The sequence below is a fragment of the Arthrobacter sp. JDC6 genome (genome assembly GCF_056484025.1).
The window spans coordinates 40,500-56,649 of record NZ_CM151278.1; the positions used below are offsets into that span (position 1 = coordinate 40,500).

18 protein-coding genes are annotated in these 16,150 nt (G+C 66.9%); 8 read left to right on the forward strand and 10 right to left on the reverse strand.

The window, feature by feature from the left end:
- Positions 1–66: 66 nt before the first annotated feature.
- Positions 67–1,113, forward strand: a complete 1,047-nt coding sequence (locus ACV095_RS00195) for an EamA family transporter (protein WP_478222649.1) — start codon at positions 67–69, stop codon at positions 1,111–1,113.
- 102 nt (positions 1,114–1,215) lie between these two features.
- On the opposite strand, the gene ACV095_RS00200 is transcribed toward ACV095_RS00195, so the two are convergent.
- Positions 1,216–1,479: a WXG100 family type VII secretion target gene (locus ACV095_RS00200; protein ID WP_018769820.1), complete on the reverse strand. Its 264-nt coding sequence runs from the start codon at positions 1,477–1,479 to the stop codon at positions 1,216–1,218.
- Positions 1,480–1,689: 210 nt separating this feature from the next.
- Here ACV095_RS00200 and ACV095_RS00205 point away from each other — a divergent pair, with 210 nt between their 5' ends.
- Positions 1,690–1,962: a DUF2277 domain-containing protein gene (locus ACV095_RS00205; RefSeq protein WP_018769819.1), complete on the forward strand. Its 273-nt coding sequence runs from the start codon at positions 1,690–1,692 to the stop codon at positions 1,960–1,962.
- Positions 1,963–1,972: 10 nt separating this feature from the next.
- Here the strand turns inward: ACV095_RS00205 and ACV095_RS00210 are convergent, their stop codons facing one another.
- The 6 genes from ACV095_RS00210 to ACV095_RS00235 all read right to left on the reverse strand — a co-directional run bounded on the left by ACV095_RS00210 (position 1,973) and on the right by ACV095_RS00235 (position 7,711).
- Positions 1,973–4,273: a heavy metal translocating P-type ATPase gene (locus ACV095_RS00210; RefSeq protein WP_134164869.1), complete on the reverse strand. Its 2,301-nt coding sequence runs from the start codon at positions 4,271–4,273 to the stop codon at positions 1,973–1,975.
- A 26-nt stretch (positions 4,274–4,299) separates the two neighbouring features.
- Positions 4,300–4,539, reverse strand: coding sequence for a heavy-metal-associated domain-containing protein (locus ACV095_RS00215; RefSeq protein ID WP_018769817.1), 240 nt, complete (start codon positions 4,537–4,539; stop codon positions 4,300–4,302).
- Positions 4,540–4,595: 56 nt separating this feature from the next.
- Positions 4,596–4,979, reverse strand: a complete 384-nt coding sequence (locus ACV095_RS00220; RefSeq protein ID WP_018769816.1) for a metal-sensitive transcriptional regulator — start codon at positions 4,977–4,979, stop codon at positions 4,596–4,598.
- Between the two features lie 298 nt (positions 4,980–5,277).
- Positions 5,278–5,790: a universal stress protein gene (locus tag ACV095_RS00225; protein WP_026265853.1), complete on the reverse strand. Its 513-nt coding sequence runs from the start codon at positions 5,788–5,790 to the stop codon at positions 5,278–5,280.
- A gap of 79 nt (positions 5,791–5,869) precedes the next feature.
- A complete protein-coding gene (locus tag ACV095_RS00230) occupies positions 5,870–6,655 on the reverse strand; it encodes a class F sortase (RefSeq protein WP_478222650.1) in 786 nt (261 codons plus the stop codon).
- Positions 6,656–6,757: 102 nt separating this feature from the next.
- Positions 6,758–7,711, reverse strand: coding sequence for a hypothetical protein (locus ACV095_RS00235; RefSeq protein WP_478222651.1), 954 nt, complete (start codon positions 7,709–7,711; stop codon positions 6,758–6,760).
- 307 nt (positions 7,712–8,018) lie between these two features.
- Between ACV095_RS00235 and ACV095_RS00240 the strand changes: the two genes are divergently transcribed.
- From ACV095_RS00240 to ACV095_RS00250, 3 genes are all read left to right on the forward strand, one after another.
- The gene (locus tag ACV095_RS00240) at positions 8,019–8,219 is read left to right on the forward strand and encodes a hypothetical protein (RefSeq protein ID WP_478222652.1); all 201 of its coding nucleotides are present in this window, start codon (positions 8,019–8,021) and stop codon (positions 8,217–8,219) included.
- 68 nt (positions 8,220–8,287) lie between these two features.
- A complete protein-coding gene (locus ACV095_RS00245) occupies positions 8,288–9,397 on the forward strand; it encodes a WD40/YVTN/BNR-like repeat-containing protein (protein WP_478222653.1) in 1,110 nt (369 codons plus the stop codon).
- On the forward strand, positions 9,357–9,677 hold the full coding sequence (locus tag ACV095_RS00250; RefSeq protein ID WP_377204588.1) for a MoaD/ThiS family protein: 321 nt from the start codon (positions 9,357–9,359) through the stop codon (positions 9,675–9,677). Before ACV095_RS00245 ends, ACV095_RS00250 begins: the two co-directional genes overlap by 41 nt.
- A 64-nt stretch (positions 9,678–9,741) precedes the next feature.
- Here the strand turns inward: ACV095_RS00250 and ACV095_RS00255 are convergent, their stop codons facing one another.
- Both ACV095_RS00255 and ACV095_RS00260 read right to left on the reverse strand, forming a co-directional pair.
- Entirely contained in the window at positions 9,742–9,978 is a 237-nt protein-coding gene (locus ACV095_RS00255; RefSeq protein ID WP_056392396.1) for a hypothetical protein, read from the reverse strand.
- Between the two features lie 150 nt (positions 9,979–10,128).
- The gene (locus ACV095_RS00260) at positions 10,129–11,355 is read right to left on the reverse strand and encodes a pyridoxal phosphate-dependent aminotransferase (RefSeq protein ID WP_056392398.1); all 1,227 of its coding nucleotides are present in this window, start codon (positions 11,353–11,355) and stop codon (positions 10,129–10,131) included.
- A 151-nt stretch (positions 11,356–11,506) separates the two neighbouring features.
- On the opposite strand from ACV095_RS00260, the gene ACV095_RS00265 reads away from it, so the two are divergent.
- Both ACV095_RS00265 and ACV095_RS00270 read left to right on the forward strand, forming a co-directional pair.
- Entirely contained in the window at positions 11,507–12,430 is a 924-nt protein-coding gene (locus tag ACV095_RS00265) for an AEC family transporter (RefSeq protein WP_134164872.1), read from the forward strand.
- Between the two features lie 62 nt (positions 12,431–12,492).
- The gene (locus ACV095_RS00270; protein WP_478222654.1) at positions 12,493–13,581 is read left to right on the forward strand and encodes an ATP-dependent DNA ligase; all 1,089 of its coding nucleotides are present in this window, start codon (positions 12,493–12,495) and stop codon (positions 13,579–13,581) included.
- A 114-nt stretch (positions 13,582–13,695) separates the two neighbouring features.
- Here the strand turns inward: ACV095_RS00270 and ACV095_RS00275 are convergent, their stop codons facing one another.
- Positions 13,696–15,015, reverse strand: coding sequence for an MFS transporter (locus ACV095_RS00275; RefSeq protein WP_478222655.1), 1,320 nt, complete (start codon positions 15,013–15,015; stop codon positions 13,696–13,698).
- Between the two features lie 234 nt (positions 15,016–15,249).
- Here ACV095_RS00275 and ACV095_RS00280 point away from each other — a divergent pair, with 234 nt between their 5' ends.
- Entirely contained in the window at positions 15,250–16,116 is an 867-nt protein-coding gene (locus ACV095_RS00280; RefSeq protein ID WP_478222656.1) for an IclR family transcriptional regulator, read from the forward strand.
- The last annotated feature ends 34 nt before the right edge of the window (positions 16,117–16,150 follow it).

Sequence of the window (16,150 nt, forward strand, 5' to 3'; positions counted from 1 at the left end):
CTCCTTACAGCGCCTGAGCGTAGTGTCATGAGCATTACCCCACTTTACTCCTGACAGGAGGCAACGGTGCCTGCCGCCCAAAACCACACCCCCACCCCGGAACTGTCCCCCAGGCGTCCCGGCTTCCAGGCCTCCGGGCTCGGCGTCGCGCTGTTCTCCTCCGCCGTCTTTGGCCTGTCCGGATCCTTCGCCAAGTCGCTGCTGGAAACCGGCTGGTCCCCAGGGGCGGCCGTGACTGCCCGCCTGACGGGAGCTGCCCTGATCCTTGCCCTGCCCGCGGCGTGGGCGCTTAGGGGCCGCTGGGGCCAGTTGAAGGACAACTGGCTCACCATCATGCTGTTCGGACTCATCGGGGTGGCGGCATGCCAGTTGTTCTACTTCAACGCAGTGGCCCTGCTCTCCGTGGGCGTCGCGCTCCTGCTGGAGTACCTGGCCCCGGTGATCATCGTCCTGTGGCTCTGGGCCGCCAGCCGACGCCGCCCGCGCGTCCTCACGGCCGGCGGGACGCTGCTGTCGCTGGCCGGGCTGGTACTGGTCCTTGACCTCACCGGAGCCGTGAAGGTTGACCTGGTGGGGGTGCTGTGGGGCATGGCTGCCGCGGTCTGCCTGGCCATCTACTTCTTCATCACGGCAAAGGAAAATGACACGCTGCCGCCCATCGTGCTGGCTTCCGGCGGCCTGCTGGTGGGTGCGGCCGCCATGTGGCTCGCTGCCGCCACGGGCCTGCTGCCCATGGCCTTCAGCACTGCGGACACCACCCTGGGCCCATGGCTTACGCCGTGGTGGGTGCCGCTTGCCGGGCTGGTGGTGCTGGCCACCGTGCTGGCGTACGTCTCGGGCGTCATGGCGGCCCGGGCCCTCGGTTCCAAGGTGGCGTCCTTCGTGTCGCTCACCGAGGTCCTCTTCGCCGTGGTCTGGGCGTGGCTGCTGCTTGGGGAACTGCCGGGCACCATCCAACTCCTGGGCGGGGTGCTGATCGTCGGCGGGGTCATCCTGGTAAGGCTCGACGAGCTGCGTTCCCCCGCCACCATTGCTCCTTACGACGGCGGAAAGGGCGCCCAGGTGCCGGCGTCACCGCTTGAGCACGCGAACGACGTCGAGCCTGTCCCTTAGGAGCGCAGGTCCCGTAAGCCGGGCACCGGCGTCGCACGCCAACACAAAAGGGCAGGGACACCACCTGGTGTCCCTGCCCCTTGCCGGAATGCGGCGATAAGCCTAGTTCGATGCCTGGCTCTGCTGCTCGGCGTTGCGCTTGGCCTGCGCGCCGGCTTCCTTCAGCGCCTCGGCAACCTTGGTAAGCATGGTGGTGTGGGTTCCGGACCACTCCTGGCGGAACTTATCAGCGTCCGGGCCCTTCCAGTCAGTGCCGCTCAGGACCTTGGTGAGAGTGGACTTCTGCGTCTCGATCTCGGACGCCCCTGCCTGAAGCTTGCTGCCGAGCTGGCGAAGCTGCTCAACGTCTGCACCCCAAATAGCCATCAGTTTCTCCTTGTTAGGTCGTGGATCCGAACCAGATCGGCTCCCCAGTGGCCCCCCGGCTCATCCGGAAGATCCATTGCCTCAAACCTATCCCGGCCCCCAAAACAGTGTCGATGGGCAGCCCTGCCCATGCCGGGCTCCCCATGGACGCCGGGTAGGGACCATGAAAAGGGGTCGATCCCAGGCGTTGGAAGAGCCTAGCATGGCGGTATGTGCCGGAATATCCGAACCCTTCACAACTTTGAGCCGCACGCCACCTCCGAGGAAGTGCACGCGGCGGCGCTGCAGTATGTCCGCAAAGTCAGCGGCAGCACCAAACCGTCCAAGGCCAACCAGGAGGCCTTTGATGAGGCCGTGCACCAGATAGCCCACATCACGCAGCACCTGCTGGATTCCCTGGTGACGCAGGCGCCGCCGAAGGACCGGGAGGCCGAAGCGGCCAAGGCCAGGGCGCGCGCCGCGGTCCGTTACGGCGCGGCCTGAGCCCGCGCTGCTACTTTCCGAAGCTGCGCAGCCGCAGAGAGTTGGCCACCACCAGCACCGAGCTGGCAGCCATGGCAGCTCCTGCGATCATGGGGTTGAGCAGCCCCAGGGCGGCCACCGGGATCCCCACGGCGTTGTAGAAGAACGCCCAGAACAGGTTGGTCTTGATGGTGCCCAGGGTCTTCCGGGACAGTTCGATGGCCTGGGCCACCTGGGCGAGGTCGTTCCCCATCACCGTCAGGTCCGCGGCTTCGATGGCCACATCGGTCCCGGAGCCCATCGCAATCCCGAGATCCGCCTGCGCAAGCGCCGCGGCATCATTGACGCCGTCCCCGGCCATGGCCACCGTGGCCCCGTCCGCCTGGAGCTCCCGGACTGCTGCCACCTTCCCTTCCGGCAGGACGCCTGCATGGACGTCATCCGCGGCGATGCCGACGGCGGCAGCCACCTGGGCGGCGACGGCGGCGTTGTCGCCGGTCAGCAGGATGGGCCGCAGGCCCAGCGCCTTAAGCCGGGCGACCGCTGCGGCGGACCCTTCCTTGACGCTGTCCCTGAGGCTGATGATGCCGGCGGGCGTGCCATCCACTGCCACGCAGATGGCCGTGGCGCCGCCTTCCTCTGCAGCAGCCAACTGCGCCTGCTGGCCGCCGTCCAGGGCAATGCCGTTCTGCTCCAGCCAGCTGCTCCGCCCGGCCATCACGTGGCTGCCTTCGACGGTGCCCGACACTCCGCCACCCGGGGCGGAACTGAACCCCTGGACTGGCGGCAGGTGCACTGAAGGCGAGGTGCCGCCGTCGTCCCCTGCGGGCGCCAGGCGTGCGGCGGAAACTGCTGCTGCCGCAATGGCGTGCGCAACCGGGTGCTCGCTGGCGGCCTCAACGGCTCCGGCCAGCCGGAGGACATCCCGGTCCTGGAAGCCGGGGAACGCGGCCGTGGCATCCACGGCCAGGGCGCCGGTGGTGACCGTCCCCGTCTTGTCCAGCAGGATGGTGTCCACGGTGCGGGTGTCCTCCAGGACCTGGGGGCCCTTGATCAGGATGCCCAGCTGTGCGCCGCGTCCGGTTCCGGTCAGCAGGCCCACCGGAGTGGCCAGGCCCAGCGCGCAGGGACAGGCGATCACCAGCACTGCGACGGCGGCCGTGAACGCCTGCCGCAGGTGGCTGCCGTCGGCGCCCGGGCCGGCGACGAGGAGCCAGAGCACGAACGTCAGGGCGGCGATGGCCAGGACCACCGGTACGAAGACGGCGCTGATGCGGTCGGCGAGCCGCGCGATGGGGGCCTTGCCGGTCTGGGCCTGCGACACCAGGCGCGCCATCTGGGCCAGTGTGGTTTCGGAGCCGACCCGGGTTGCCCTGACCAGCAGGCGGCCGGAGGTGTTGATGGTGGCACCCGTAACGCGGCTGTCCGGCCCCACCTCGACGGGGACGGACTCACCCGTGACCAGGGAGGCGTCCACCGCGGAGGCGCCGTCCACCACCACACCGTCGGTGGCGATCTTTTCACCCGGCCTTACCACCAGGACGTCGCCCACCTGCAGACCGTCCGCGGGAATTTTCTCTTCCCGGCCGCCGCGCAGGACGGTGGCGTCCTTGGCGCCCAGGTTCAGCAGGGCCTGGAGGGCGTCGCCGGCCTTTTGCTTGGCATTGGCCTCCAGGTACCGGCCCAGGAGAAGGAAGGTGGTGACCACCGCGGCCACCTCGAAGTACAGGCCGCCGGACATGCCTTCCATGCCGGGATGCTCCGTCATGCGCGGGTCCGCCAGCAGCTGCCAGGCGGAGAAGAGGTAGGCGGCGGCCACGCCGAGCGACACCAGGGTGTCCATGGTGGAGGCGAGATGGCGGGCATTGACTGCTGCGGCCTGGTGGAAGGGCCACGCCGCCCACGTGACCACCGGCAGCGCCAGGACCGCTGCCACCCAGCCCCAGTGCGGGAACTGGAACGCCGGAACCATGCTGACCAAAAACACCGGGACTGTCAGCACCGCAGCGGCGGCCAGGCGCGGGCGGAGACTCGAAGCGTGGACCTCAGCAGACGGGTCCACCGGCCGCGCCCCCGCACCAGTAGTGCTGCGGTGGCGGACCCTCGCCTTGTACCCGGCTGCCTCGACCGTTGACGTGAGCTGTTCGTCGGTGATGCCCTCGGGGACCGTCACGTAGGCCGACTCCAGCGGCAGGTTGACGGTGGCCGCCACACCGTCGAGCTTGCCGAGCTTCTTCTCCACCCGGTTGACGCAGGACGCGCAGGTCATCCCCTCGATGTCCAGTTCGACGATCCGGGTACCCGGTGGGTGGAGCAGTTCCTGGTGGCTCATGTCAGCTTTCCGCGGTGTAGGGGTTTCTAGGCCTCGTTGGCAACCACCAGGTAGCCCGCCTCAGCGACGGCCTCCCCGATGTCGGAGGGTGGGAGTTCCTTGCTTGAGGTGATGGTCACGGTGGAGACCCCGCCGGCGTTCAGGTCGACGGTGACCTCTTCAACGCCTTCGAGGGCTTCAAGTTCTTCACTGACGGCCGACACACAGTGCCCGCAGGTCATGCCGGAGACGCTGATGGTAGTGGTGGTGGGGGAGGTGGTGCTCATGGCTTGCTCCTTCAGTTGGGCCGGCGGTGGCCGGGTTCCGGGTGTGTTGGTGGGTGTCAGCGAAGCAGTCGGCCGATGGCGTCGGCGGCTTCCTTGACTTTGGCATCTATGGCTTCAGCGCGTGCTGCCGGGTCCGGCTCGGAGGCTGCACCCACCACGCAGTGGCCGATGTGTTCCTCAACCAGCCCCAGGCTGACGGCGTGCAGGGCCTTGGTGACGGCGGCAACCTGGGTGAGGATGTCGATGCAGTACTTGTCCTCGTCCACCATCCGGGCAATGCCCCGGACCTGCCCCTCGATGCGCTTCAGCCGGCGAAGGTACGCGTCCTTGTTTTCCGTGTAACCGTGCTGGGCTGCGTAACCGTGTTGGGCTGCAACGCCGGACTCCGCGGCCGGTGGTGCGGCTGCTACCGCCGCAACGGCTTCTTCGATAGCGTTCATGAAGCCAACCTATACCCCTTGGGGGTATGAGCGCAAGTACCCCCTAGGGGTATCCGGGAACTCTTCCCACCCGTCAGTGGGACAGTATCCCGGGCACAAAAAAAGCTCCGGAGTGCGTTATTGGGGGATACGCACTCCGGAGCAGCTTTTGGGCAAATCCGGCTTCCACTCGTGTGGATCGGCCTTGCTTGAATCAGCTTACTGGCAGGTACGGGCAGCGCGCCAGCACCACGAATAAGTACTTTCGCTTTACTTTAAGCCCGCCATTTCCAGGCGTATTTTCCCCGGTATGCGCCGCTCATGGCCTGTCCTCGTGGGCCGGCATCCGGTATGGAACCACAAGCACGGGGCGGCTTTGGTGGTGGCTTAGCCACTGCCCGACCGATCCGTTGAGTGCCTCCGAGAGCCGGTGCGTGAAGCCGCGCTCGGAGGTGCCCACGATGATGACCGGGGCATCCAGTTCGGCGGCCAGTTGCGCCAGCGCCCGTGCGGGATCGCCTGAAAGGGTGCGGAAGGACCACTGCAGGGGCCCGCCGTCGGAAGGCACCTTGTCCGCCGCAGCCTGGACCTGTGCCTTCAACTCCGTTGTCAGCGCCAGCATGTCGTCATCTGCGTCCGGGTGCAGGGAAAGCCGGTGGGCGGAGCGGGCCGGGTCCCATTCCACCAGGTAGCTGGCTTCGTCCACGTACGCGCAGACCAATGGCGCCGACAACCGGGCTGCCAGGGAGGCTGCGGTCTGGAGAACCTCCGGGTGCTGTTTGGGCATGATTCCCGTCAGCAGCGGAGCGCCGTCGAAGTTTTCCCATGTCATGCTGCAATTGTCCGCCCGCACCGGCTGCATGAACAGGTTCGTTCGGCCCGTCAAACTTCCGGAGTGCGGGCCCGGAGGCCTAGGGAAGGCTGGGATATGCCGTGACCACCACGTTCTTGCCCCACGGATCCTCGGTGTAGCAGCTGATGAGGACCAGCCGGTTGGGCACCATGTCCCAGACGGGGCTGTCCTTGAGGCTGGACTTCAGGTAGGTCGTGACGCTGTCCACCCGGTAGCTGATGGTTCCCGCCACTGTTTCCACCTCCAGGCGGTCGCCAACGGCCGCCGCCGAACTGAGGTGGTTGAAGGGAGCATCCGCGCCGTCCCAACTGTGGCCAATCACGTAGGTGGTGTTGCCGGAGCCCTTGCCCGGAACCCCGAAGGGCGTGAGCCAGTAGCCGTCCTTGGTGGCGGGAGGTTCAATGGTCCGGCTGTATTGGGCCCCACTGTCCAGGTCCAGCGGGTGGACGGGCACATCGAAGGCGGCCGACGGGTAGCGGATGCGGACCGGCTGGGACGCCGCCGGAAGCTCCGGTCCCGCAGGCGCTTCCGTTGCTGTTTCGCCAGGAGCCTGGGCTGCCGCTGCCTGGTCGGGTGCCGCTGCGGCGTCCGGCAGGCCGGTCTCCGCAATGGGAGCCGCCCCCGCGGCGGATGGAATGCCGCCACGAACCAGGGCAACCGAAGCGGGGGCATTTCCGATTGCCAGTGGCGGTGCCGGGTGGAACAGGGGAGCGCCGAGGGTGAATGACACGAAGGCGAGGACGCCACAGCACAGGATTGCCAGGTCACCGGCGTTCCACCGGCGCCATATGCGCCGCCACATGCCGTGCTGGGGGGCTGCGTGCCGGCTTCGATCCTGCCGCATGGCGCTCCTCACGGGTTGGCGGGGGTGGAAGGAAGGCGTCCTGCCGGGCACTGGCAGGACGCCTTCCTTGTCAGGGGGCCACTGGTGGTGGCGGTGTTCCGGCTAGCCGGCAGTGTGCAGCGGACGCGACTGGCGCCGTACTGCCACCACGGTCCCCGCGGCAGCAAGCGCTCCCAGGCCTACCAGCCAGCCCGGCAAGCCATCGGGCGCTCCCACCGCCGTCTGTGCGTTGTAGCCCTGGTTGGTTCCGACGCTGACGGGTGCCGCGGCAGGGGCGGCCTTGGGTGTGGCAACAGCCTGCTTGGCGGGCGCCGGCTGCGCGGGTGCGGCAGCAGGGGCCACAGCCGCCACAGCGGCCGGAGCAGTTCCACCGGTTGTGTCGCCGCCGGTGTTGCCGCCGGTATTGTCGCCGCCGGTGTTGCCGCCGGTATTGTCGCCTCCGGTGTTGTCGCCGCCGGTGTTGCCGCCGGTGTTGTCGCCGCCGGTGTTGCCGCCGGTGTTGCCGCCGCCGTTGCCGCCACCGTTGTTGGTGCCGCCGCCGTTGCCGTTGCCGCCACCGCCGTTGTTGCCGCCGCCGTTGCCGTTGCCGCCACCGCCGTTGCCGCCACCGTTGTTGGTGCCGCCGCCGTTGCCGTTGCCGCCACCGCCGTTGTTGCCGCCGCCGTTGCCGTTGCCGCCACCGCCGTTGTTGCCGCCGCCGTTGCCGTTGCCACCGCCGTTGTTGCCGCCACCGTTGCCGTTGCCACCGCCGTTGTTGCCGCCACCGTTGTTGGTGCCGCCGCCGCCGTTGTTGGTGCCGCCGCCGCCGTTGGTGCCGCCGCCGTTGGTGCCGCCGTTGTTGGTGCCGCCGCCGCCGTTGCCGCCGCCGTTGCCGCCACCGATGTTGTTGCCGCCGCCGTTGTTGGTGTCACCGGTGTTGTTGCCACCGCCGTTGTTAGTGCCGCCGTTGGTATTGTTCTCCAGCGGTATCAGGGCGCTTCCGTTTGAGCGGGCGACCACCACCTGGTCGGAAGCCGCGATGGCGGGCGCTGTGAGGCTGATAAGGCCAAGCCCCATCACCCCCATTGTTGCTAAGGTGCGTTTCATTTTGTCTCCCCATATATGTGTGAAACGGACCATGGCGAGGAAAGGCCAGCGGTGACGCCGTATGCCCCAGCAGCACGGTCAGCTTGCTTGAGATTTCAGGCTAGGAGCGCCGCCTTGCGCAGTCGCCAGTAGGGGATACTCGTCTTTCAACGGGGTTGGCCGGGAAAGTTACCTGCCAGTACTTGAAACCCGGCCGGACACACCTGCTTCCGGCCGCAGCACCTTGTCCCCCGTAGGGGCCGCGCCTAACGTTTAAAGCGACGCAAGGAGGGGTTTCGTGGAAATCTTTATGTGGTGGCTGGACCTGGACCTCGCCAGCAAAGAGTGGCTGCGGGAAAACCTCTATGCGGAGGAACTGCCCCTTCCGGTGCTCCAGGGCATCGCTGAGGCGGGCGGCCCGCACCCCGGAGATCCCGCAGCCGTGCTGACCGTCGCCGACTGGGACTTCATCCAGACGCAGTCGGAGTTCGTGGACTGACTCCTGCCTCTGTGAATGTGGAGCCTGCGCACCTGGAAACGTTGCGCGGTGACTGATCCGGTGGTTGCATGGTCCGCATGGCAACGGCGGCAGAATCATTTGTCCTGGCAATCGGGACCAAGAAAGGGCTGTGGCTTGCCACGAGCCGGGACCGGCAGGAGTGGTCCTTCACCGGGCCGCACTTCCTCATGGCGGAGATCCCCAGCATCGGGATCGATACCAGGGAAGGCCGCACGCGCATCCTGGTGGGTGTCCGCAGTCCGCACTGGGGACCAACGGTTGCCCACTCCGACGACTTCGGCACCACCTGGACCGAGCCGGAACAGGGCGCCATCAAGTTCCCAGAGAACACCGGGGCAGCATTGGAGCGGGTCTGGCAGATCTATCCGGACGCCGAGTCCCGCCCCGGAGTGGTATGGGCCGGAGCCGAACCCATCTCCGTCTGGAAATCCATGGACGGCGGGGAGCACTTCGAGCTGAACCGCGGCTTGTGGGACCACCCGCACCGCAGCGAATGGGGAGCGGGCTATGGCGGGGCGGCTGCGCATTCGATCGTGGTCCAGCCGGCCGGGGAAACGGTGCACGTTGCCATGAGTACCGGCGGCGTTTACCGCTCGCTGGACGGCGGCACCTCCTGGGAGGCGCGCAACAAGGGCATCTCGGCCTACTTCATGCCGGACCCCAATCCCGAGTTCGGCCAGTGCGTGCACAAGATCGCCGCCGATGCCGCCGTGGAAGGGCGCCTCTATGCCCAGAACCACCATGGGGTGTACCGGACGGACGACAATGCGGACAGCTGGACCTCCATCGCCGAAGGCCTGCCTGCCGATTTCGGCTTCGTCATGCTCACGCATCCCCGCAGGGAGGGCACCGCCTGGGTTATTCCGTTGAAGGCCGACGGCGAACGCATCCCGCCCGACGGAAAGCTTGCCGTTCACCGCACCGACGACGCCGGGAACACCTGGAAGCGGCTCAGCACCGGGCTCCCTGAGCACGAATACAACAGCGTGCTCAGGGACGCGGCGTCCGTGGACACCGCAGATCCCGCCGGCGTGTACTTCGGTACGCGGGGCGGGACGGTCTATGCGAGTGCGGATGAAGGGGAGACATTCAGGGAGGTGGCCTCCCACCTGCCTGATGTCCTGTGTGTCAGGGCGGCCGTGGTGGCAGGTGCCTGAGATTTCGCTGCTGCTTCCCAGCGTCCTGCAGCCCCTGGCCGGCGGGCAGTCCGTACTGACTGCGCCCGCGGACGGGCCGGTAACGGTGGAAAGCCTGCTTGATGCGGTGGCCTCCGACTACCCGGTGCTGGGCCGGCGGCTCCGTGACGAAACCGGTGCGCTGCGCCGGTTCGTCAACATCTACGTCAACGGCGACGAGGTGCGGCGGTTGCAGGGCCTGGATACCAGGGTGGCGCCGGGCCAGGAAGTACTGGTGATCCAGTCCGTGGCCGGCGGCTGACCGGGAGGCGGGCCGGTGGCGGGCAGTCCTTACTGACTACGCCCGCAGCCCCGCATCCAGGTCCCTATGCCACACGCCAGACGGTGCATTCGTCCGTATTGATTGCTTTCCGGACCCCCGTGATCCGGTCCAGGATCCACACCACCCCAATGCCGGGCGCCGTTTCCTGCACGCTGCCGCGGCGGATCACCACGTCGTCGTAGGAAGGGCCTACGGAGAGGCGGGCTTCGATTTCGTCACCGCGGTGGAGCTGGTCCAGGGCGCGGACTCTGGTTACATGCGTGGTCGCTTTCTTCAACATCGGGGGCCTCCTGGCTGGAGCTGGTGCCGGCTCTTGCCTGCACTACCCAGTGTGGGCCGGGAATGTTGCGTAGCGGTTTCCCCGTGGTTAGCGCCCGGTTAGTTCTTCGCGCCGCTGCGGTTTCCTGCCTCTGCTTACATGTCCCCGGCGTTATTCGTCCGTGCCGTTGCGGTAGGCGGCCAGGAAGCTGGAAATCCGCCGGACGGCTTCCTCGATGTCCAGCACCGAGGGGAGGATGACAAACCGGAAGTGGTCCGGCGCGGGCCAGTTGAAGGCCGAGCCGTGGGAGACCAGGATCTTTTGGTCCCGGAGCAGGTCCAGGACGAATTTTTCGTCATTGGCAATGGGATACAGGTCCGGGTCCAGGCGCGGGAACAGGTACATGGCGCCCGACGCCGGCACGCAGGTCACGCCGGGAATGGCGGTAAGGAGTCTATGGGCAAGGTCCCGCTGCTCGCGCAGCCGGCCTCCGGGTTTCACCAGCGCCTCGATGCTCTGGTAGCCGCCCAGGCAGGTTTGGATGGCATGCTGGGCGGGAACGTTGGCGCAAAGGCGCAGCGAGGCAAGCAGCTCAAGGCCTTCACGGTAGGCGGCGGTAGCGGCAAGCGGTCCGGTGATGGCCACCCATCCTGCCCGGTAGCCAGGCATCCGGTAGGCCTTGGACAGTCCGCTGAACGTCAGGCAGCACAGGTCCTCAGCCACGGACGCGGTGTGGATATGCTTTGCGTCGTCGTACAGCACCTTCTCGTAGATCTCATCCGAAAACAGGACCAGGTTGTGCTTCCGGGCCAGCGCCGCGAACTGCTCCAGGATGTGGCGGGGGTAGACGGCGCCGGTGGGGTTGTTCGGGTTGATGATCACGATGCCTTTGGTGCGGCTGGTGATCTTTGCCTCCACGTCGGCCATGTCCGGCCACCAGTTCTCCGCCTCGTCGCAGGCGTAGTGCACGGGTTTTCCGCCCGTCAGGGTCACGGCGGCGGTCCACAAAGGGTAGTCCGGTGCCGGGACCAAAATTTGGTCGCCGTTCTCCATGAACGCCTGGAGGCACATGGAGATCAGTTCGCTGACGCCGTTGCCGATCACGATGTCTTCGACCCCGATGTTCATCAGGCCACGCGTCTGGTAGTACTGCGAGATGGCGGTCCGCGCCGTGAAAATGCCCTTGGAGTCACTGTAGCCCTGGGCGCCGCGAAGGTGGTGGATCATGTCCACCACCACGGATTCAGGTGCTTCCAGGCCGAACGGCGCCGTGTCCCCGAGGTTCATCTTGAGGATCCGGTGCCCTTCGGCCTCCATGTTTTTGGCCGCCTGCAGGACTGGCCCGCGGAGCTCATACCGGACGTTTTCAAGCTTGCTGGAGTGCTGCATTGCGTGCATGGTTGATCTTTTCACACAGCGCACACCGCGGGCAGCGGGTCACGCGGCCCACCTGGCAATGTCGGGACCGCTTGTCCGATAAGTTTGAGACTTGTAGTACTTTGTCCTGCGGCGCGGCAGGATGCGGCGGGAGCGGAAGGAAGTACCCCACGTGGGCGGTGTGCTGATCGGACTGGCGGTGATCGGCGTCGTCATTGCCGTGGGTTACATCGCCGCACGCTGCGGCCTGGGCGATGAACCCACCATCTCGGCGCTGACCCGGACCGCCTTCTTCATCACCAACCCGGTGCTGCTCTTCACCGTGGTGCTGAAATCGGACCTCTCCGTGGTCCTCTCCGCATACGTTCCGCTCGCCATGATCACGGCGGCGGTCACGGCCCTCCTGTATGTGGCCGCCAGCCGGATCTGGTTTCCGCGGCCGCTCGCGGAGACGGCCGTGGGCGCGATGGCGGGCTCCTACGTCAACGCCAACAACATCGGCATCCCCATCACGCTGTATGCCCTGGGGGACGCCACTCCCGTAGCTCCGGTCCTGCTGGTCCAGCTGCTCCTGTTCGCCCCGCTGGTCCTGACCCTGCTGGACCTCTCCGAGGCCGGCCGGTTTTCGCCCCGGCTCATGCTGACGCAGCCCTTCCGGAACCCCATGATCATCGCCTCGCTCCTGGGCGTGGTCCTGGCCGCGTTCCATGTGCAGCTTCCGGCTCCGGTGATGGCTCCACTGACGCTCCTGGGCGGTGCTGCAGTGCCGGTGGTGCTCCTGGCCTTCGGGATGTCGCTGCACGGAACAAAGATGCTTCGAAGCGGCGGCCACACGGCCGAAATCCTCACTGCCACGGCACTCAAGTCCGCGGTGATGCCGGCGGTGGCGTTCGTCGTCGGCCGCTTCCTCTTCAACCTGGACCACCACATGCTGCTGGGCGTAGTGCTCATGGCGGCGCTTCCCTCGGCCCAGAACGTGTTCCTGTTCGCCAGCAAGTACGGGAGGGGGGTGGCGGTGGCGCGGGAAACCATCCTGCTCTCCACCGCCGCCGCGGCGCCGGTGCTGGTGCTGGTGGTTTGGCTGCTGGCAGGCTGAAAACCACTCCGCCGCCGCGCCGCCCTACCGTGCAGGGCGCTGGCCGGGCAAGAATGGGCACTATGGAACTTCCCGTGATGCCGCCCGTCCCGCCCATGCTCGCCAAGGCCGTCAGCGGCATTGACGGCATTCCAGGAAGCGCGGACCTCAGCTACGAGCCAAAATGGGACGGCTTCAGGTCCATCATCTTCCGCGACGGTGATGACCTGGAGATCGGCAGCCGCAACGAGAAGCCCATGACCCGCTACTTCCCGGAGCTCGTTGCGGCACTGAAGGAAAACCTGCCGCCGCGCTGCGTGGTGGACGGCGAGATCATCCTTATCGGTGCGTCCGGCGACCGGCTGGATTTCGACACCCTGCAGCAGCGCATCCACCCCGCGGCCAGCCGGGTGAAGCTGCTGGCCCAACAAACCCCGGCGAGCTTCGTGGCGTTCGACCTGCTGGCGCTGGACGACGACGACTACACCGGCAGGCCTTTTTCTGAGCGGCGGGCCGCGCTGGAGAAGGCGCTCGCGGCCAGCAGCGCCCCGGTCCATCTCACAGCTGCCACCACGGACAAAGCCACGGCCGCGCAGTGGTTCGAACAGTTCGAGGGCGCCGGGCTGGACGGCATCGTGGCCAAGCGGCTGGACGGCCGGTACGAGCCGGACAAGCGGGTGATGTTCAAGGTCAAGCACGAGCGCACGGCCGACTGCGTGGTGGCAGGATACCGCCTCCACAAGAGCGGTCCCGATGCTATCGGGTCCCTCCTGCTGGGCCTCTACAAGGACGACGGCGGCCTGGCGAGCGTGGGCGTGATCGGCGCCTTCCCCATGAAGCGCCGCAAGGAACTGTTCGAAGAACTCCAGCCGCTGGTGACCGGCTTCGAGGGCCACCCGTGGGCGTGGGGCAAGCAGGAAGAAGGGGAACGGACGCCGCGGAACGCCGAAGGCAGCAGGTGGAGCGCCGGGAAGGACCTGTCCTTCGTCCCACTGCGGCCCGAACTGGTGGTGGAGGTCCGCTACGACCACATGGAGGGCGACAGGTTCCGCCACACGGCCCAGTTCAACCGCTGGCGACCGGACCGGGACCCGGAGTCCTGCACCTATGAGCAATTGGAGGAACCGGTCAATTTTGACCTGGCCTCGGTGCTGGCGACCGGCCGGGGGTAAGTGCCCTGCGGGACGCTTCCGAAGCAGCCCATCTTTCACGAAGGAAAGCCCGCCATTTGGGGGAATGGCGGGCTTTCCGGCTCTAAAACCGGGCTGGTGTGACGCTTTCGGCGCCTACTTCACGCCCAGCAGGTTGGTGGGGGTCCGGAAGGACTCCTTGGCCGTGAGTGCCGAGACGGCGGCGATGGCGCAGATGATGGCGGTGAAGGTGCTGATCTGGACCCAGCCGCCCGCCTGGATGCCGCCCATGGCAGCCACAATGGCCGGGGCGAAGCCAGCCATCAGGAACCCGAGCTGGGTGCCGATGGCCAGGCCGGAGAAGCGGACCTTGGTGCTGAACATCTCGGCGTAGAAGGACGGCCACACGGCGTTGGAGGCGGCGTAGCCGAAGGAGAAGAAGCCGATGGCTGCAACGAACATCAACGGGATGCTGTGGGATTCCAGGCTGAGCAGGAACAGCGGGGTGAGGATTGCGCTGGCCACGGCGCCGTAAATGAAGACGGGCTTGCGGCCGATCCTGTCCGCGAGCTTCCCGAAGAGCGGCTGGGTGCCCAGGGCCACCAGGTTGGCCCCGACGACGAGCCACAGGGTGGTGGTGCCGTCCACTCCGGCCACGGTCTTGGCGTAGCTGATGGCCAGGGTGCCGAAGACGGTGGAGACGGCGGCAATGAAGGCGCAGGCGACAACACGCAGGACGTCGCGCCAGTGGCCCTTGAGGAGGTCGGCCACCGGGAGCTTGGAGATCTGGGCGTTCTTCTGCGCTTCCTCGAAGGCCGGCGGCTCGTGCAGCGTGCGGCGGATGAAGAAGGCAACCATGACCACGACGGCGCTGAGCCAGAACGGGACGCGCCAGCCGATGCCGTACTTGATCTCATCCGGCAGGGCCAGGACGGGGATGAAGACCAGGGCGGCGAGGATCTGGCCGCCCTGGGTACCGGTGAGGGTCCAGGACGTAAAGAAGGAACGCTGGTTGTCCGGAGCGTGCTCCAGGGTCATGGACGAGGCGCCGGCCTGCTCACCGGCGGCGGAGAGGCCCTGGCACAGGCGGGCCAGCACCAGCAGGACCGGGGCCCACCAGCCGACCGTGTGGAAGTCGGGGAGGCAGCCGATCACGAACGTCGACGCGCCCATGAGCAGCAGGGTAAACATCAGGACCTTCCGGCGGCCCACCCGGTCGCCGAAGTGGCCCAGGATGATGGCGCCCACGGGACGTGCCACGTAGGCGAAGCCGAAGGTGGCGAAGGACATGATGGCAGCGTTGGTGTCTGCATCGGGAAAGAAGACCTTGGGGAAGATCAGCGCCGCAGCGGATCCGAAGATGAAGAAGTCGTAGTATTCGACGGCGCTGCCCAGGAAGCTGGCGAGGGCTGCTTTCCTGGGCGTCCCGGCACGGGTGAGGGCACCCGCCCCGGCGGACGGAAGTGTCTGGCTCATGGTGTTCCTTTGGTGTGACGACATTGTCGCGGATGGATCTGGAGGTCGCAGCCGCCGCTGCCTTGGTGCGGGCGGGGCGCGATGCGGCTGGAGTCCGGAAGAAGACCCGGCGTCAGTAGCCACATGGTGGGAGCTACTTGTGCGATATAGAAACTATGACTGTGAGGGCAGTCACCTGTCAAGAAAATAATCACCATCTAGAAATAGCTCTCACATTGTGGCAACATGATTGCCATGAGTGTGAACCAAACCACAGCGGTCAATGAAGAATCCGCTGCTGCCCCTGCCGCCACGGAGCCCGTGAACACCATGCCCCCGGAGGCGAAGGTTGGCGCGCGTCCTGCGGAACGCACGGACATGGTGGGCAAGGCCCTGGGCCTGCTTGTCCTCCTGGGGGACGAACCCCGCGGTGCCAGCGCCGCGGAAATTTCCCGCCGCGCGGAACTGCCGTTCAGCACAACCTACCGGCTGCTCGGATCCCTGACCCGTGACGGCTTTGTTGACTACGAGCCGGACGGCCGCCGCTACCACCTGGGCCTGCGCATCTTCCAGCTGGGCCAGCGGGTCTCCAACCACCACGGTTTCGCGGGCACTGCCATGCCCATCCTGCGCCGGGTGACCGAGCAGACCGGGGAAGCCACCATCCTCAGCGTCCGCGACGGCCTGCACCACCTCACCGTCAGCAAGGTGGACGGGCCGCAGATCTTCCGCGTCACCAGCGATCCGGGCCACCTGGGCTCCTTGTCCACCACTGCCGTCGGCAAGGCCCTGGTGGCATTCGCCGAGGATGCGGAACGGGAGCGGCTGCTCGCGGAACTCCCGCTCGAGGCGCTCACCGCCCGCTCCATCACCGACCGGGACGCGTTCCGGGCGGAAATCGAGGAGGTGCGCCGCCGCGGCTACGCGGTCATGGATGAGGAGAACGAGGCCGGCATGCGTGCCGTGGCGGTGCCCCTGCTCAACAGCCAGGGTCACGCCTTTGCCTCCCTGGCGACGGCCGTTCCGGTCTTCCGCCTGAGCCTCGAGGAGCTGGAGGCCCACGTCCCCGTCCTGGTCGATGCGGCAGCCGAGTTGGCTGCACGCCTTCCGCAGCGCGGCTAAGGCGCCTGTGCCGTTACTCAAAATATTTAGTTCG

Excerpts from the sequence above, each read along its gene's own strand:
- ACV095_RS00200 (WP_018769820.1), bottom strand. The coding sequence starts at position 1,479 with ATGGCTATTTGGGGTGCAGACGTTGAGCAGCTTCGCCAGCTCGGCAGC.
- ACV095_RS00205 (WP_018769819.1), top strand. The coding sequence starts at position 1,690 with ATGTGCCGGAATATCCGAACCCTTCACAACTTTGAGCCGCACGCCACC.
- ACV095_RS00210 (WP_134164869.1), bottom strand. The coding sequence starts at position 4,273 with ATGAGCCACCAGGAACTGCTCCACCCACCGGGTACCCGGATCGTCGAA.
- ACV095_RS00215 (WP_018769817.1), bottom strand. The coding sequence starts at position 4,539 with ATGAGCACCACCTCCCCCACCACCACTACCATCAGCGTCTCCGGCATG.
- ACV095_RS00220 (WP_018769816.1), bottom strand. The coding sequence starts at position 4,979 with ATGAACGCTATCGAAGAAGCCGTTGCGGCGGTAGCAGCCGCACCACCG.
- ACV095_RS00225 (WP_026265853.1), bottom strand. The coding sequence starts at position 5,790 with ATGACATGGGAAAACTTCGACGGCGCTCCGCTGCTGACGGGAATCATG.
- ACV095_RS00230 (WP_478222650.1), bottom strand. The coding sequence starts at position 6,655 with ATGCGGCAGGATCGAAGCCGGCACGCAGCCCCCCAGCACGGCATGTGG.
- ACV095_RS00235 (WP_478222651.1), bottom strand. The coding sequence starts at position 7,711 with ATGGGGCTTGGCCTTATCAGCCTCACAGCGCCCGCCATCGCGGCTTCC.
- ACV095_RS00245 (WP_478222653.1), top strand. The coding sequence starts at position 8,288 with ATGGTCCGCATGGCAACGGCGGCAGAATCATTTGTCCTGGCAATCGGG.
- ACV095_RS00250 (WP_377204588.1), top strand. The coding sequence starts at position 9,357 with ATGTCCTGTGTGTCAGGGCGGCCGTGGTGGCAGGTGCCTGAGATTTCG.
- ACV095_RS00255 (WP_056392396.1), bottom strand. The coding sequence starts at position 9,978 with ATGTTGAAGAAAGCGACCACGCATGTAACCAGAGTCCGCGCCCTGGAC.
- ACV095_RS00260 (WP_056392398.1), bottom strand. The coding sequence starts at position 11,355 with ATGCACGCAATGCAGCACTCCAGCAAGCTTGAAAACGTCCGGTATGAG.
- ACV095_RS00270 (WP_478222654.1), top strand. The coding sequence starts at position 12,493 with ATGGAACTTCCCGTGATGCCGCCCGTCCCGCCCATGCTCGCCAAGGCC.
- ACV095_RS00275 (WP_478222655.1), bottom strand. The coding sequence starts at position 15,015 with ATGAGCCAGACACTTCCGTCCGCCGGGGCGGGTGCCCTCACCCGTGCC.
- ACV095_RS00280 (WP_478222656.1), top strand. The coding sequence starts at position 15,250 with ATGAGTGTGAACCAAACCACAGCGGTCAATGAAGAATCCGCTGCTGCC.